The organism is Streptomyces aurantiaciflavus, from assembly GCF_049808595.1.
Classification (GTDB): Bacteria; Actinomycetota; Actinomycetes; order Streptomycetales; family Streptomycetaceae; genus Streptomyces.
The window spans coordinates 212,361-228,499 of the sequence record NZ_JBNCAQ010000011.1; the positions used below are offsets into that span (position 1 = coordinate 212,361).

Sequence of the window (16,139 nt, forward strand, 5' to 3'; positions counted from 1 at the left end):
TCCGAGGTCCGGGCCCGGCGCACCGGGATGCCAACCGGGCTTCGGTACGAGGTGTTGGATGCCCCACGCAGGAGCACGGCCTCTGTTTCGGATTCGCTCTATTCGGTGCGCAGGGCAGTCGCAGTGCGGGTCCGAGCGGCCCAGCCGGCCGGCAGCAACGCGCCCAGGACCGCGATGACCAGGCCACCGAGCCCTTGCCACGCTGACCCGACGCGAACTCGAGGTGCTGCGTCTGCTCGCCCAGGGCCTGAGCAACGCCGAACTCGCCGACCACCTCCACTTGGCCGAGACCACCGTCAAGACGCATGTCGGCCGTGTCCTCGCCAAACTCCGGCTCCGCGACCGGGTCCAGGCCGTCGTCCTCGCCTACGAGACCGGACTGGTCAGCCCCACAGCGCGCCGGGTCGCGCCCCTCGGCGCAGACGACTGGACGGCCGGCGGCAGCGAAGACTCATGACTCAACGCCCAGGAGTGTGCATCCGCAAGCCGACGTGTCGGCGACACTCCGCACCCGGAGGTGCGGCACCGCAACCTCGGCGGCGTGGGCCGACCGAGACGGCCGGAGGTTCCGTCGACATGGGAGCGCATCGAGGGGGCATTCGAACAAGCGAGTCGAAAGTAAGGAGCGTGCGGCCCGTTCGGTCCGTGCAACCGACAACTGGGAGTATCCAATGACGAGTTACGGCAGCACCCCTGCCGCGTCCTCCGGATCGCGCACCAACGGCCTGGCGATCGCGAGCCTTTGCTGCGGCATCGTCGGATTGTTCATCCTGAACATCGTGCTGGGTCCCTTAGCCATCATCTTCGGTGCCGTCGCCCGCCGCCAGACGGCGGTCAGGAACGGTGCCGGAATGGCGAAGGCCGGCATCATCCTCGGCGTCGTCGACGTGGTCCTGTGGCTCGTGCTGCTGGCCGTCGCCGCCAGCAACGGCGGATTCAGCTGGTACGTGGGCGGCTAGCAGCCACCCGGACAGACGCAGCGGCATGCGGGTGGGCGCCGGCCGAGGGCCGGATGCCCGCCCGCGTCACCAGCCGGGCCATCACGAGGTCCGGCCCGGCCCGGCCCAGTCGGCCACAGTCCCTGTTCGCGCCCGCTCTCCGTCCACCGGTCGCCGCGGCGCGGGACGGGCTCGTGCCCTATGCCGCCACCAGGACGGGCGCGGCCGTCGTCCCCTGCCGCTTCGGGGGACGTGCGCTCTCGGCGCGACGGGTGGCGAAGACGTAGAGGCGCAGGAGGGCGAAGCGGCCCAGGCCGGCGAGGCCGGAGGCCCCGAGGTAGACGATCTGCTCGGTCAGCATGCCGGGGGACGACTGCGCCAGGTGCAGGACGAACACGGCGACGCTGGTCACCAGATAGGCGGCAGTGGCCGAGCCTGCCGACTGCCAGTGCTCTCGCCAGCCGGCGCCGCGTCCCTTGCCGAACGTGTAGCGGGCGTGGAGTTCGGTGCACAGCAGGGTGGACGCGACGGTGACGACCGCGTTCGAGACCGCCCAGGGCATGATCACGACCAGCAGCGGTACCGCGAAGCTGGAGAGGACTCCGACGCCGCCCCCGAAGATCACGAACCGTATGAAGGAGGCGACGGGGCCAGGGCCGGCCGGAGTCGCCATCTCGGGCTTCTGTGCGAGCGGCGACGTCATGAGGGTTCTCCTTTACAGGCTGCGGGCGGTGATGTCGCCGTGGGCGGTGGTCGCTCGGATGTCGAGGCCGGCGGTGGCGCCGTCGGTGTTCTGGAGGGCGTTGCGGATCCGGCCGTAGGTGGTGCCGGCGTCCAGGGAGGCGGAGACTCCGCGGGCGGCGCCGACGAAGATCTCGCCCTGCTGGGTGCGCAGTGCGACCGTGCCGCGCACGGCCTCGGTGATCCGGATGTCGCCCCTCTGGGTGCTGATCTCCGCGGGGCCGCTCAGGCGGCCGACCGCGATGTCGCCGTCGAGGACGCTGATGCGGGTGTCTGCGGACTCGTCGAGCTCGACCGGGCCCTGGGCGGCTTCGAAGGTGACGTCGCCGAGCCGTCCGACGCCGCGGAGTTCCCCGCCGGCCGCCTTGCCCTCGATGCGGGAGCCGGCGGGCAGTCGGACGGTGACCTCGATGGATCCGGAGGGGCCGAAGTACTGGTTCTTCGCCGGGGCCTTGATCCGCAGGACGCCGTCGGCGTAGGCGACCTCCGTCTGCTGCGCCGCCTTCACGTCGCGACTCCTGGAGGCGTCCGCGGGCAGGATCTCGACCGTGGTGTCGGCCCGGTCGGCGGCGATGAGCCGGATGCGGGCGGCGGGGATGTCGAGGACGGCGGAGATCGGGGCGGGGGTGTCGAACATCTGCATCGTGCGCTCCTTCGTTCCGTTGTTTCTGATGACGGAAACGCTACGTTGCATTTATGGATCAGACAACAAGCTTGTTGCACGTGATTGCCATCGACGCAGATGAACGGCATGAAATTGTTGCAACGAGCTGGAGGATAATGCAACAGCGGCGACTCGACTCATTGCAATGAGTTGGGAGTGAACGGTGTCCGGCAACGCGCGGAGGGCCGCACCCGGCAACGCGCGGAGGGCCGCACCCGGGTGGGTGCGGCCCTCCGTGTCCGGCCATGGGTTCGGGCGGCCCTCGGCCCGGCCCGCGGCCTTCCGCTCCGGGGCGGATCAGAGCCTTGGCCGATCCCGGAGGGCACCGGATCGGTCGGACGGCCGCTGCCCTATGCTCCTGCGGCAGATCGACGAGCGCTGGATCGACAAGCGGTGGACTGCCAGGTGCGGTGCCGGAAGACAGCGGCTCACCACTCGGCGCCACGCCCCTGGAGAGGATCCCATGACGGAGTCCGAGCACGACCACGGTCTCTTCGACCACTGTCCCTGGCTCTTCGGCACGCAGGCGTCGCCCCGGCAGCGCGCCGAGCAGCAGCAGCTCCAGCAGCGGCTGCTGGAGGCGGGGGAAGTGGAGTTCGGCGAGGACTGCTTCGTGGCCGACAGCGCGGCGGTGTACCCGGACCGTCTGCGGCTGGGCGACCGTTCGTACATCGCCGCCCACGCGTACGTCACCGGGGAGGTGCGGACGGGGGCCGACTGTTCGGTGAATCCCTTCGCCGTGGTGCGGGGCACGGTCACGCTCGGCAGCGGGGTGCGCATCGGGGCGCACAGCTCGCTGCTCGGTTTCAACCACGGGGCGGAGCCCGACCTGCCGGTGCATCAGCAGCCGGTGACCAGCCGCGGGATCACGGTGGGCGACGATGTGTGGATCGGTTCGCACGTCGTCGTCGTGGACGGCGTCAGCATCGGGGATCACTGCGTCATCGGCGCGGGCGCGGTGGTCACCAAGGACCTGCCCGCGTGGACGGTGGCCGCCGGCAACCCGGCGCGCCGCATCCGTGACCGCCGTGACGCGCGCGGCGCCGCACCGCGCCCGGGCGCGCCCCTCGCCGAGCGGCTGTCGGAGTTCGCCGGGACCGCCCGCGCGCAGGCAGCCGACCTGCTGGACCGTTGCTGGCTGCCGGAGGCCGGCCGGTACGTGGACCGGCCCGGCGCCGCGCCCACGGTACGCGCGCACTGCGACGCGGTGGAGATCGCCGACCTCCTGCTCGGCGATGTTCCCCCGCAGCTGCCCGCCGCCGAGCACGTGGCGCGGCTGCGGGCCCTGCAGGACCCCGCCACGGGCCTGGTGCCCGAGTACGGGGAGGCGCCACCGGTCGCCGGAGCGGCCGGGCTGCCGGACGACGGGGCCGCCGTCTATCACGTGCTGTGCGTCGGCTACGCGCTGGACCTGCTCGGCGGTTCCCTCGCCCACCCGGTGCACACCGTGCGGTCCGCCACCGCGGACCGCCTCGTCCGGCGCCTGGCGGCCCTGCCCTGGCGCGACCACGCCTGGAGCGCGGGAGCCTGGGTGGACGCCTGGGCCACCGCCGCGCACTGGAACCTGCGGCTGGGCGCGGAGCCGGCCGCGCCCGGGGCGGTGGAGGCGCTCTTCGGCTGGCTGCACACCCATGCCGACCCGTGGACCGGCATGTGGGGCTCGCCCACCGCGGACAGCGGGCGCCTGGAGATGGTCAACGGCTACTACCGGCTCACCCGCGGCTCCTTCGCCCAGTTCGCCCTGCCGGTGCCGTATGCCGAACGCGTCATCGACACCGTCCTCGACCACGCGCGCGACCAGCGCTTCTTCGCTCCCGGCCGGGAGAACGCCTGCAACGTCCTGGACGTCGCCCACCCGCTGTGGCTCTGCGCCCGGCAGACCGGTCACCGCGCCGAGGAGGCACGCGCCTGGGCGGCGGCACAGCTCACCGCCGCGCTCACCCGCTGGCAACCCGGGCAGGGCTTCGGCTTCGGCCCCGCACCCGACGGCACGGGCCCCGGCCGCGCCCCCGGGCTCCAGGGGACCGAGATGTGGCTCGCCATCATCTGGCTGCTCGCCGACCTGCTCGGCCTCGCCGACCTCCTGGGCTACCGCCCACGGGGAATCCACCGGCCCGAACCCGCCCCGACCGGTCACGACGGGGAGCCTCTCCGGCTGGGGGGAAGTCGCTGACGCCGCGTACGACGAGCGCGTTCGGGTGCGGATGCCGGACCCGCCCGGGGAAGCGCGCACGAGGGGGCCGTGCACCAGCGGCCCCCTGGAAGCCGCGCCCGAGGTTCGGCAGCGGCGTACCGGGCGACGGTGACGTGCGGGCCGGCCGGCGCGTGTCCGGCCGGGTGGGGACTCATGGCACGGCCGGCTCCGGGTTGCCGTAGTAGGCGTCGGGGCCGTGTTTGCGGGTGTAGTGGCGCTCCAGGAGATGGCGGGGCGGTGGGGCCGCCGGGGACAGGGACAGGGTGTGCAGGGCGATGTCGGCGACGGCCTCGCAGATGATCGCGTGTTCCAGGGACTTGCGGGCGGTGGCGCCCCAGGTGAAGGGGCCGTGGCCGGCGACGAGGGCGGCGGCGACCTCGACGGCACGCCGGTCGTCGCCGGCGAGCAGGTCCACGATGACCTGGCCGGTGTTGTACTCGTAGTCCTTCGCGCACTCCTCCTCGGTGAGGTCGCGGGTGACGGGGAGGGGGCCGTTGAAGGTGTCGGCGTGGGTGGTGCCGAGGACGGGGATGTCGCGGCGGGCCTGGGCGAAGGCCACGGCGTGGGTGGAGTGGGTGTGGGTCACGCCGCCGATGGAGGGGAACGCCAGGTACAGGCAGCGGTGGGTCTCGGTGTCGGTGGAGGGGCGCAGGTCGCCTTCCACCACCGCGCCGTCGGACAGGCGGACCGTCACCAGGTCGTCGGCCGTGAGGCTCTCGTACGGCACTCCCGAGGGCTTGATGACGAACACCCCCGCCTCACGGTCGATCCCGCTGACGTTGCCCCAGGTCAGGGTCGCGAGGCCGACCTGGGGGATGGCGAGGTTGGCCTCCAGCACCTCTTGCCGCAGGCCCGCCCGGATGGCCGTGGTCATGGTTGTCTCCTCGCTCACCGGTCTCACAGCGCCTGGGCGAGACGGTGGTAGGCGGCGTTCCAGCGGATCTCCTTGGCGAGCTGCTCGGGGGTCGTGTTCTCGTCGATCGTCAGCAGTTCCACGCCTGTCATGCCGGCGAAGTCGCTCAGCGTCTCGTGGTCCACGGCCGAGCTGAGCACGGTGTGGTGCGGGGCGCCGGCGAGCAGCCAGCTCTCGGCCGACTCGGCGAGTGAGGGGCGCGGCTTCCACACGGCCCTGGCCACCGGCAGGTGGGGCAGCGGCTGACTGGGGGCGACCACGTCCACGGCGTTCGCCGTGAGGCGGAAGCGGTCGCCGAGGTCGGACAGGCCGACGACCAGGGCGGGGCCGGGGGCGGCGTCGAAGACCAGGCGGACCGGGGCCTCGCGGTTGCCGATGGACAGGCTGTGGATCTCGCAGCTGGGGCGGTCGGCCGCGACGGAGGGGCAGACCTCCAGCATGTGGGCGCCGAGGATGCGCGGGGCGCCCGGGCCGAGGTGGTAGGTGTAGTCCTCCATGAAGGTGGTGCCGCCGGGGCGTCCGGCGCCCATGACCTTCATCGTGCGCAGCAGCGCGGAGGTCTTCCAGTCGCCCTCGCCGCCGAAGCCGTAGCCGTCGGCCATCAGCCGCTGGACGGCGAGGCCCGGGAGCTGGCGCAGTCCGCCCAGGTCCTCGAAGTTGGTGGTGAAGGCGGTGAAGCCGCCCTCGGTGAGGAAGGTGCGCAGGCCGAGTTCCAGGCGGGCGGCGTAGAGGAGGGAGTCGTGGCGTATGCCGTCCGGGCGCAGGGACGGGACCACGTGGTACGACTCCACGTACTCGGCGGCGAGTTCGGCCGCCTCCTTGTCCTCCACCGCGTCGACGACGGCGACGAGGTCGTTGACGCCGTAGGTGTTCACGGAGAAACCGAACCGCAGTTGTGCCTCGACCTTGTCGCCCTCGGTGACCGCGACCTCGCGCATGTTGTCGCCGAAGCGGGCCAGGCGCAGGGTGCGGGCGGCATGGCGGCCGGCGGCGGCCCGCGTCCAGGCGGCGACGCGCCCCACGACCCGGGGGTCCGTGGCGTGACCGGCGACGATCTTCCGGTTGACGCCGACACGGGCCTCGATGTGGGCGAACTCGCGGTCGCCGTGAGCGGCCTGGTTGAGGTTCATGAAGTTCATGTCGATGCTCGACCAGGGCAGCGACAGGTTGTACTGCGTGTGCAGGTGCAGCACGGGCCGGTCGAGGGCGCTCAGTCCGGCGATCCACATCTTCGCCGGGGAGAAGGTGTGCATCCACACGATCACGCCGACGCAGGTGTCGGAGGCGGTGGCCTCCAGGCAGAGCCGGCGGATCGACTCCGCGTCGGTGAGGACCGGCTTCCACACGATCCGCAGGGGGATCTCGCTCGCCGCGTCGAGGCGTTCGGCGATCTGCCGGGACTGGTGGGCGACCTGGGCCAGGGTCTCCTCGCCGTACAGGTGCTGGCTGCCGGTGAGGAACCAGACCTCGTGGCTGTCGTACGGCTGCGCTGGTGTCGTCATGGCGGTTCCTTTCACATCGGGTCCGGTGTCAGGCGGTCGCCTCGGCGCGCAGGCGGCGCAGGCGGTGCATGACGTCGTTGGTGCCGCGGCCGAAGTAGTCGTGCAGCACGCGGTATTCGGCGTAGAGGCGCTCGTAGGCCGCCGCGCGCTCGGGGTCGGGCAGGTAGACGCCGCGCCGGACCTTGCCCATGGCGTGGGCGGCGGCGCGGATGTCGGGGTACGCCCCGGCGGCGACGGCGGCGTGCAGGGCGGCGCCGAGGGCCGGGCCCTGGGTGGAGCCGATGATGCCGAGCGGGCGGCGGGTGACATCGGCGTAGATCTGCATGAGCAGGGCGTTCTTCGTCAGGCCGCCCGCGATGATCAGTTCCTTCACGGGGACGGCGGCGGCCTCGAAGGCGTCGATGATGGTGCGGGTGCCGAAGGCGGTGGCCTCCAGCAGGGCGCGGTAGACGTCCTCGGGCCGGGTGGACAGGGTCTGGCCGACGAGCAGGCCGCTGAGGTCGTGGTCGACCAGCACCGAGCGGTTGCCGCTGTGCCAGTCCAGGGCCAGGAGTCCGTGCTCTCCGACCTTCTGTTCGGCGGCGAGGGCGGTCAGGTACTCGTGCGGGGTCTGACCGTTGGCGGCGGCCTGTTCGGCGTACGACGCGGGGAAGCCGGTGCGTACGCTCCAGGCGAAGATGTCGCCGACGCCGCTCTGTCCGGCCTCGTAGCCCCACAGCCCGGGCAGGATGCCGCCGTCGACGACGCCGCACATGCCCGGCACGGAGGCGTGCTGGTCGGAGCTCATGACGTGGCAGGTGGAGGTGCCCATGATGGCGACCATCTGGCCGGGTTCCACCGCCATGGCCGCCGGGGCGGTCACATGGGCGTCGACGTTGCCGACGCAGACCGCGATGCCTTCCGGCAGTCCCGTCCAGGCGGCTGCCTCGGCGGTCAACCGCCCTGCCACGTCACCGAGTTGTCCGATCGGCTGGTCCAGCTTGTCGGTGACGAAGCCGGCGAAGTCCGGGTGCAGAGCCCCCAGATAGTCGGGCGACGGGTAGACCCCGTCCTGGTACTGGCCCTTGTAGCCGGCGGTGCAGGCGTTGCGGACGTACGTCCCGCACAGCCGCCACACGATCCAGTCGGCCGCCTCCAGCCACCGCTCGGTGCGGTGGTAGACCTCCGGGTCCTCCTCCAGGACCTGGAGCGCCTTGGCGAACTCCCACTCGGAGGAGATCTTCCCGCCGTACCGCTGCAGCCAGGGCTCCTTCGTCTCGGCGGCCAGCGCGTTGATCCGGTCGGCCTGGCCCTGGGCGGCGTGGTGGCGCCACAGCTTGACGTAGGCGTGCGGGCGGGAGGTGTACTCGGGCAGCTCGCACAGGGGCGTGCCGTCGGCGAGGACCGGCAGGACCGTGCAGGCGGTGAAGTCGGTGCCGACGCCGATGACCTGTTCGGCCCGGACACCGGCGCGGGTGAGGGCTTCGGGTACGGCGATGCGCAGGACGTCGATGTAGTCCGAGGGGACCTGGAGGGCCCAGTCGGGGGGCAGCCGGGTGCCGTCGGGCAGGGTCCGGTCGAGGACGGCGTGGGCGTACGGGTGCTCCGCCGATCCCAGCTCCGCGCCGTCCCGGACGCGGACGACGACGGCACGGCCGGACAGGGTTCCGAAGTCGACACCCACGACACAGGGTTCTTCCGTCACGGCGGCCCCTCCTTCTTTCACGACGATTGGTTCGATATATCGGTCGACGTTCGAGTCAACGGACGGCAAAGGGTTTTGGGTACGGCTTGGGTTCTGGGTACGTACGGCTTGGCAAGGGCCGGGGCCCGGCCGACATCCGGGCCCCGGCGTCCGGGAGAGCGGGTCAGTTGACCCGCACGATCTGCCAGAGTTCGTCGGCGGCGCCGTTGTCCGCCGACTGGACGATCAGCGCGCCGTTGGCGGTGGAGGCCGAGGCGACGTCCGCCACCAGGCCGCTGCCGGCGTTGACGAGCTTGAAGTAGCCGTTGCCCGCGTCCGTGAGCGTCCACTTCTGGGAGCTCGCGGTGGACGACGAGTTCTGGACGACGGCCGCGCCGGCCGAGGTCGAGCCGTTGGTGTCGAGGAACAGACCGCTGTTGACGTTCTTCACGGTCCACGCCCCGCCGCTGACGGACTGGAACGTCCACAGCTGGCAGTTGTTGGCGGTGTTCACCCACTGGCCGGCCTGCTTGCCCACCGTGGTGGAGGCGCCGGGGATCTCCAGGAACTTGCCGCTGTTCTTGTTGATCAGGCGGTACTGGCCGGTGGCCAGGTTCGGCAGGGCGGTCTGGGTGAGGTTCCAGCGCTGGCAGGCGCAGCCCGTGGGGCCCCACTGCCCGGCGATCGTGCCGACCGTCTTGGAGGCGCTCGGGATCTCCAGGAGCTTGCCGCTGATCCGGTTGGTGGCGGTGAAGCCGCCCGCCGGGTCGGGCGCCACGGCCCACTCGTGGTCGAGGGTGCCGTTGTCGTCCCACTGCAGGACCTTGGCGCCGTTGGCCGTGGACTGGTTCTCCACGCCCATCACCTTGCCGCTCGCCACGTTGAAGATCTTGAAGTAGCCGGACGTCTGCTGGACGAACTTCCACTTCTGGTCACTGGCGTTGTCGACGTTCTGCTGGGTGGCGTTGACGCCGTTGGTGGTCGAACCGCCCGCGATGGTCAGCATCAGGTTGCTGTTGACGTTGGCCACGGTGTAGGTGGCGCCGTCGGAGATGCCGCCGCCCAGGTCGATCGTGCCGTAGGTGACCGGGTTGAGGCCCGTGCTGGTCAGGTGGCCGCCGCTGAGGACCAGCAGGCTGTGGCCGTCGGCCAGCGGGAGCAGGCCGCGGCTGTAGCCGCCGGGCACGGTGGAGGCGATGCGCGTCCAGGTGTTCGCGGCGCCGTTCTGCGTGTTGAGGAACAGGTCGTCGCTGCTGTTGGCGCTCACCACCAGGGTGCCGTTGGCGCCACCGGTGGGCAGCCAGGTGATGTACGGGGAGCTCTTGGGCTGGGTGCCGTCGGTCGCCTTGAGGGCGATGCCGGTGGCGGAGCCGAAGGCCTCCGGGTCGGAGGAGATCTTGTAGTAGACGGCGAAGCCGCCCTCGGGGGCGCCCCAGAACTCGTACGTCATCACGTAGTTGCCGTTGGGCAGCTTGGCGATCACGGGCATGCCCGGGCGGTCGCCGTACGTCGACGTGGCGACGTCGTTCACCACGGAGCCCCAGTTCACGCCGTCCGTGCTGACCTGGTGCACGATCTTCTGGCCGTTGTTGGGGTCGCGCTGGTCGGAGTAGTACACGATGAGCTTGGAGCCGGACACCATCAGGAACGGCTCCCACACCGGGGTCTTGCCGTTGGTGGGGTCGGCCTCGCCGCCCTGCGCGATGGTGCTGACGTAGGACCAGCTGGCGCCGTGGTCGGTGCTGGCGTACAGGTCCAGCTCGGTCGAGGACAGGTCGTTCGGGATGGAGTTGCCGGCGGCGAGGATCGTGCCGGCCGGGAAGTTGCCGATCTGGGTGGGCAGTTCGTACAGGAACGGCTGGTAGCGGTTGCCGAAGCCGTTGTGGGTGTCGCTGATGCTGGAGATCTGCGTCCAGCTGTTGCCGTTGTCGGTGCTGCGGTAGATCGGGAAGACGGGGGTGCCCGAGCTGTACTGCTCGAACGTGGCCAGCAGGGTGCCGTTGGACGATCCGCTGTACTGCAGACGCACGGCCCGGGGGTAGAGCGAGCCCGGGGACGGGGCGCCGGACGGCGGGGTGTACATCGTCTGGGAGGCGCGCGAGATCGCGTGCGCCTGGCCGGAGGCGGGGAGGACGAGGGCGACGGCGGCTGCGAGCAGGGCCAGCAGCAGGGTGATCGCCTGGGGTCGGGGTACGGCGCGATGTGCGGCGCCTTCCCTGATGGTGGACATGGGCGGCTCCCAAGGGATGTCCAGGAAGGGGAGGGTGGTGCTGGGGCCCGCCGCTCCCGGGGGGAGAGAAAAAGGGGGCTGGGAGCGGCGGGTGTCCGAGGGGGTGTGTCAGCCGGCGCGGCGCAGCCGGATGACGTTCCAGGAGACGGGCGGCAGGCTCGCGGTGAGCCGTCCGTCGGTGACCGAACCGGTGCCGGCCTCGCGCGGGCGCACGCGGTCGGGGTCGTTCCGGGTGTTGGTGGCGCGCAGGTCGGGGTCGCTCAGCACCGAGTGCTCCACCGGCGTGTAACCGGGGAACGCCCGCAGGTCGAGGGCGAGTTCGACGTCCTCGCTCTGGTGCCGGTTGACGGCGAAGACGGTGAGCTCGTCGGCCCCGTCCGCGCCGGCGAGGTGCGTGGCGACGGCGTCGACGACACAGACCTCGCCGAACCGCTTCGTCTCGTACACCGGCGCGGCCGGCTCCACCCGCAGGACCGTGCCGCGTGCGTGGCGGGCGGCCTGGGCGAAGGGGTGGAAGGTGGTCTGCCGCCAGCTCGGGCCGCCGGGCTCGCTGCGGATGGGCGCGATGACGTTGACGAGCTGGGCGAGGCAGGCGGCGGTGACGCGGTCGCTGTGGCGCAGCAGGCTGATCAGCAGCCCGCCGACCACCACCGCGTCGGCGACGTTGTACTCGTCCTCGATCACGCGCGGGGCGACGGCCCACTCGGTGGGCTTGCCCTGGGCTTCGAAGCGGGTGTTGTACCAGACGTTCCACTCGTCGAAGGAGAGGTTGATCCGCTTCTTCCGGCGCAGCTTGGCCCGGATGTGGTCGGCGGTGGCGACCACCGACTCCACGAAGTGGTCCATGTCGACGCCGGAGGCCAGGAAGCTGCCGAGGTCGCCGTCGAGCTCCTCGTAGTAGGCGTGGCAGGAGATGTAGTCGACCTGGTCGTACGCCTCCTCCAGGACGGTGGCCTCCCAGGAGCCGAAGGTCGGCATCGAGGAGCTGGAGCTGCCGCAGGCGACCAGTTCCAGCGTGGGGTCGATCATGCGCATGGCCCGGGCGGTCTCGGCGGCGATCCGGCCGTACTCGGCGGCGGTCTTGTGGCCGGTCTGCCAGGGGCCGTCCATCTCGTTGCCCAGGCACCACATGCGGATGCCGAAGGGGTCGGGCGCGCCGTTCTTGATCCGCTGGTCGGACCAGGCGGTGCCGCCCGGGTGGTTGCAGTACTCCAGCAGGTCCAGGGCCTCGGCGACGCCCCGGGTACCGAGGTTGACGGCCATCATCGGCTCGACGCCGGCCTTCTCGGCCCAGCGGTGGAACTCGTGCAGGCCGAAGGCGTTGGTCTCGGTGCTGTGCCAGGCGAGGTCGAGGCGGGTGGGGCGGTCGGCGACCGGGCCGACGCTGTCCTCCCAGCGGAAGCCGGAGACGAAGTTGCCGCCGGGGTAGCGCACGGAGGTCACGCCCAGCTCGCGCACCAGGTCCAGGACGTCACGGCGCAGACCGTCCTCGTCGGCATGCCGGTGGCCGGGCTCGTAGATGCCGGTGTAGACGCAGCGGCCCATGTGCTCGACGAACGAGCCGAAGGTACGGGGATTCACGTCGGCGACGCGGAAGGCGGGGTCGACGGTCAGGGAGGCGTGCAGCATGAAGGTCGCTCCGAGAGGTGCGCGAGAAGAGGGGGAGGACAGCGGCTACTTGAGGCTTCCGACGGTCAGACCGCCGCGCCAGTACCGCTGCAGGAGGAGGAAGGCGACGACCAGCGGGAGGATCGCCACGAGAGAACCCGCGATGACGAGGGTGAACAGCGCGTTGGCGCCGGACTGGATCAGCGCTCCTTGGTACCAGGACTGCAGGCCGACGGTGAGCGGGAACAGCTTGTCGTTGTTCAGCATCACCAGCGGCAGGAAGAAGTTGTTCCAGGTGCCGACCATGGAGAACAGCAGCACGGTGACGAGCGCGGGCTTCAGCGTCGGCAGCGCGACGGACCACAGCACGCGCAGCTCGCCGGCGCCGTCGACGCGGGCCGCCTCCAGCAGCTCGTCCGGCAGGGACTCCTGCACGTACACCCGCACCAGGTAGACGCCGAACGGGTTGAGCAGCGAGGGCAGGATGACCGCCCACATGGTGTTGGTCAGCGCCACCTTGCTCAGCAGCAGGTAGGTGGGGATGGCCAGCGCGGTCGCCGGGACCATGATGGCGCCGAGCAGGCTGGAGAACAGCAGGTTCCGGCCCGGGAAGCGGTACTTGGCGAAGGCGTACCCGGCGAAGGTCGCCACGGCGGTGGCGCCGACGCCGCTGACGCCCGCGTAGATCGCCGTGTTGCCCATCCAGCGCAGGTACTCGCCGTCGTTGTAGGTGAACAGCTGCTGGAGGTTGTCGAAGAACGAGCCCGGCGAGTGGAACCACAGGGCGGCGGTGGAGAACAGCGCGTCGTTGTTCTTCGTGGCCGCGACGACCAGCCACCAGAACGGCATCAGGAAGTAAAGGATCATCGCCACCATCACCGCGTTGACGGTAACGCGTCCTCGGGCGGAGGACGTACGGCGGGGCGCCCGGGCGGCGGCGACGGCGGGAACGGGGGCGGCGGCGGTCGTCACTTCAGTCCGCTCCTTTTGCGCGTGGCGAACAGGAAGAGGTAGGAGCCGATGAAGACCACCGCTCCGAGCGAGAAGGAGATGGCGGCGGAGTAGTTGAACTCCGAGTACTGGAAGGCGAGGTTGTAGGCGTACAGGTTGGGCGTGTAGTCCGGGGTGATCACCTGGGAGGCGGTCGGCTCCAGCACCCGCGGCTCGGTGAAGAACTGCAGGGTGCCGATGATGGTGAACATCAGGGTGAGGACGATCGCTGAGGAGATCATCGGGATCTTGATGCGCAGGGCCGTCTGGATCTGCCCGGCGCCGTCGAGCTTGGCCGCCTCGTAGACCTCGCGGGGCAGTCCCTGGAGGGCGGCGTACAGGACGATCATGTTGTAGCCGGTCCACTGCCAGGTCACGATGTTGCCCAGCGACGTGAGCATCAGGCTGTGCGAGAGCAGGTCGATCTTGCCCAGGCCGAGCGCGTTGCTCAGGGAGTTCACCGGGCCGAAGGTCGGGCTGTAGAGGAAGCCCCACATCAGCGCGCCGATCACCGCGGGCACGGCGTACGGCATGAACAGCGTCATGCGGAAGACCTTGGCGAGGCGGCTGGTGACCTCGTCGATGATCAGGGCGCCGAGCAGGGCCAGCCCCAGCATCACCGGGATCTGCACCACGCCGAAGACCACCACGCGGCGCACACCGGACAGGAAGTGCGGGTCGGTGAAGGTCTGCCGGTAGTTGGCGAACCAGCTGAAGTGGTCACCGCCGACCAGGGTGGAGGTCCGCAGGCTCAGCCAGAAGGCGTACACCAGCGGTGCCACCAGGAAGGCCGCGAAGAGCAGGCCGAACGGGGTGACCAGCAGCAGGCCCATGGCCTTGTGGCGGGTGCGGGCGGACAGCCCTCCGCTGCGCCGGCCCGCCCTCCGGCCGGCGGCGTGGGTGCCACCGCCCTTGGTGGCGGGCCGGCCCAGGGGCACGGCCGCGGCGGATCCCTGCTGTCGGAGCAGGCTCATCACATCTCCTTGCGCGTCTCGCGGGGCCCCGGCCGGCGGCGGGCGTACGGCGCTCGGGCGCCGCCGGCGGGGGCAGTGGGGAGTCGGGGACTCGGGCCGGTTACTGGCTGACCTTGAATCCCTGCTTGGTCGCGTAGGAGGTCACCTGCTGCTGGACGTTGTCCGAGACGGACGACCAGGCGGTCTGGCCCTGGAGGGCCTTGCCGACCTCACTGGTGTCGGTGTTGTAGGCGAAGTCCTGGAACGGGCTCCAGTCGAAGGCCCCGATGCCGTTCGCGGCGGGCACGAACACCGAGTTGATCTGCTGACCGCCGAAGAAGTCGTACTTCTTCTCCTTGAAGTACGCCCCGTTGAGGATCGGGTTCGACAGCGGGAACAGGTAGGCCTGGTCGATGCCGATCTTCCACGCGGCCTCGGAGGTGCCGAAGAGCTCCCGGGCGACCTCGGTGGCCTCCTTGGGGTGCTTGGTCTGCGTGGTCACCGAGAAGCTCGAACCGCCCCAGTCGCCCTGGTCGTTGCCGCCCGCCGTCCACTGGGGCAGCGGGGCCACCCGCCACTTGCCCGCGGTCTTCTTGGCGACGCTGGAGAGGTAGCCGGGGCCCCAGCCGGCCGCGATGTAGGTGGCGTACTTGCCGCTGCTGAGGCCGTTGTAGAAGTCCGTGGTGGCGTACGACGTGGTGTCGACCAGCTTGTTCTTGACCAGGTCGCCCCAGTACTCGTACACCTTCTTGGCGCCCGCGTCGTTGAGCTTGACCCCGATGTCCGGCAGCTTGCTCGCCGAGTAGGTGTAGGGGCGGGAACCGGCCTGCCACATCAGGCCCTGCCGCCAGCCGGCGGCGGTCTGGTCGCTGCCGAAGTCGGTCAGGTAGGCGTTCGGGTCGGCCTTGTGCAGTTTGGCCGCCTGCTCCTTGAACTCCGCCCAGGTGGTCGGCACCTTCAGGTCGTACTTCTTGAAGAGGTCCGCCCGGTACATCATCGCCATCGGGCCGCCGTCGACCGGGATGGCGTAGACGTGGTCGCCGTCGGAGGCCTGCTTCCAGGCCCAGTCCACGTAGTTGCCCTTGTCGTCGTTCGCGCCGTACTTGCCCATGTCGAGCAGGCCCTTGGTGAGCTGGATGGTCGGCAGCTCCTGGAACTCCAGCATGACGACGTCCGGGGCGCCCTGGCCGGCCTTCAGCGCGGTCTTCAGCTTGGTGTACTCGTCCTGGCCGACGCCCGCCTGCACCCAGTCGACCTGGACGTCCTTGTGCGTCTTGTTGAACTCGTCCACGACCTGCTTGAACTGCGGGTACCAGGCCCACACCTTGATGTGCACCGGCCCGCTGCCCGCGGCGCCGCTCCCACTGCCGCTTCCGCCGCCGCCACAGGCCGCGAGGAGCACGCCGGCGAGGGCGGCGGAGGTCGCCGCGACCGCGGTCCGGCGGACGGAACGGAGCTTGGGCTTTCTGCTGGAGGACATGAGGAATCTCCTGGGTGAGGTGCCCTGGGGGCAGGAGGACGGAGGTACGACGAAGTACAGGGGGTACGGGGAGGCACAGCGAGGTGTGGAGAGGTGCGCGGGCACACGGAGGTACGGCGTCGGCGGGCCGAGGGCATGCGGGTATGCCGGCTCGGGTGTGCTGCCCGCCGACGGATCCTGGCGAGCGGACGTCAGTTGACGCGGGAGGGTGGGCGTGCGTGACGTCGGTGAGAATGAGAGGTGCGACGGGGAAGGGAAGGGGG

At 70.7% G+C, this 16,139-nt stretch carries 12 protein-coding genes and 1 pseudogene; 3 read left to right on the forward strand and 10 right to left on the reverse strand.

The window, feature by feature from the left end:
* Window positions 1–184 precede the first annotated feature (184 nt).
* Window positions 185–457, forward strand: a pseudogene (locus ACPT94_RS15725) (response regulator transcription factor); the annotation flags it as partial.
* A 214-nt stretch (window positions 458–671) separates the two neighbouring features.
* On the forward strand, window positions 672–959 hold the full coding sequence (locus ACPT94_RS15730; RefSeq protein ID WP_360346023.1) for a DUF4190 domain-containing protein: 288 nt from the start codon (window positions 672–674) through the stop codon (window positions 957–959).
* Between the two features lie 178 nt (window positions 960–1,137).
* Here ACPT94_RS15730 and ACPT94_RS15735 read toward each other — a convergent pair whose 3' ends face one another.
* Window positions 1,138–1,641: a GtrA family protein gene (locus ACPT94_RS15735; RefSeq protein ID WP_360346021.1), complete on the reverse strand. Its 504-nt coding sequence runs from the start codon at window positions 1,639–1,641 to the stop codon at window positions 1,138–1,140.
* 12 nt (window positions 1,642–1,653) lie between these two features.
* Window positions 1,654–2,322, reverse strand: a complete 669-nt coding sequence (locus tag ACPT94_RS15740) for a DUF4097 family beta strand repeat-containing protein (protein ID WP_425246081.1) — start codon at window positions 2,320–2,322, stop codon at window positions 1,654–1,656.
* Between the two features lie 484 nt (window positions 2,323–2,806).
* On the opposite strand from ACPT94_RS15740, the gene ACPT94_RS15745 reads away from it, so the two are divergent.
* Complete coding sequence (locus ACPT94_RS15745) at window positions 2,807–4,516, forward strand: acyltransferase (protein WP_425246082.1); 1,710 nt, start codon at window positions 2,807–2,809, stop codon at window positions 4,514–4,516.
* A gap of 172 nt (window positions 4,517–4,688) precedes the next feature.
* Here ACPT94_RS15745 and araD read toward each other — a convergent pair whose 3' ends face one another.
* The 8 genes from araD to ACPT94_RS15785 form a co-directional block, all read right to left on the reverse strand.
* Window positions 4,689–5,411: an L-ribulose-5-phosphate 4-epimerase AraD gene (gene araD / locus ACPT94_RS15750; RefSeq protein WP_425246083.1), complete on the reverse strand. Its 723-nt coding sequence runs from the start codon at window positions 5,409–5,411 to the stop codon at window positions 4,689–4,691.
* Window positions 5,412–5,434: 23 nt separating this feature from the next.
* Window positions 5,435–6,952, reverse strand: a complete 1,518-nt coding sequence (gene araA / locus ACPT94_RS15755) for an L-arabinose isomerase (protein ID WP_425246084.1) — start codon at window positions 6,950–6,952, stop codon at window positions 5,435–5,437.
* Between the two features lie 28 nt (window positions 6,953–6,980).
* Window positions 6,981–8,636, reverse strand: a complete 1,656-nt coding sequence (araB, locus tag ACPT94_RS15760) for a ribulokinase (RefSeq protein ID WP_360346011.1) — start codon at window positions 8,634–8,636, stop codon at window positions 6,981–6,983.
* A gap of 163 nt (window positions 8,637–8,799) precedes the next feature.
* Window positions 8,800–10,845 carry an RICIN domain-containing protein gene (locus ACPT94_RS15765; RefSeq protein ID WP_425246085.1) on the reverse strand — a complete coding sequence of 682 codons (2,046 nt, stop codon included), beginning with the start codon at window positions 10,843–10,845 and terminating at the stop codon, window positions 8,800–8,802.
* A 108-nt stretch (window positions 10,846–10,953) separates the two neighbouring features.
* Window positions 10,954–12,474, reverse strand: coding sequence for an arabinosylfuranosidase ArfA (arfA, locus tag ACPT94_RS15770; protein WP_360346007.1), 1,521 nt, complete (start codon window positions 12,472–12,474; stop codon window positions 10,954–10,956).
* A 45-nt stretch (window positions 12,475–12,519) separates the two neighbouring features.
* Entirely contained in the window at window positions 12,520–13,425 is a 906-nt protein-coding gene (locus ACPT94_RS15775) for a carbohydrate ABC transporter permease (protein ID WP_360346005.1), read from the reverse strand.
* Entirely contained in the window at window positions 13,422–14,417 is a 996-nt protein-coding gene (locus tag ACPT94_RS15780; RefSeq protein WP_360346003.1) for a carbohydrate ABC transporter permease, read from the reverse strand. The genes ACPT94_RS15775 and ACPT94_RS15780 overlap by 4 nt, the downstream gene beginning before the upstream one ends.
* Before the next feature lie 100 nt (window positions 14,418–14,517).
* Window positions 14,518–15,876, reverse strand: coding sequence for an ABC transporter substrate-binding protein (locus ACPT94_RS15785; RefSeq protein ID WP_360346001.1), 1,359 nt, complete (start codon window positions 15,874–15,876; stop codon window positions 14,518–14,520).
* Between the last annotated feature and the right edge of the window lie 263 nt (window positions 15,877–16,139).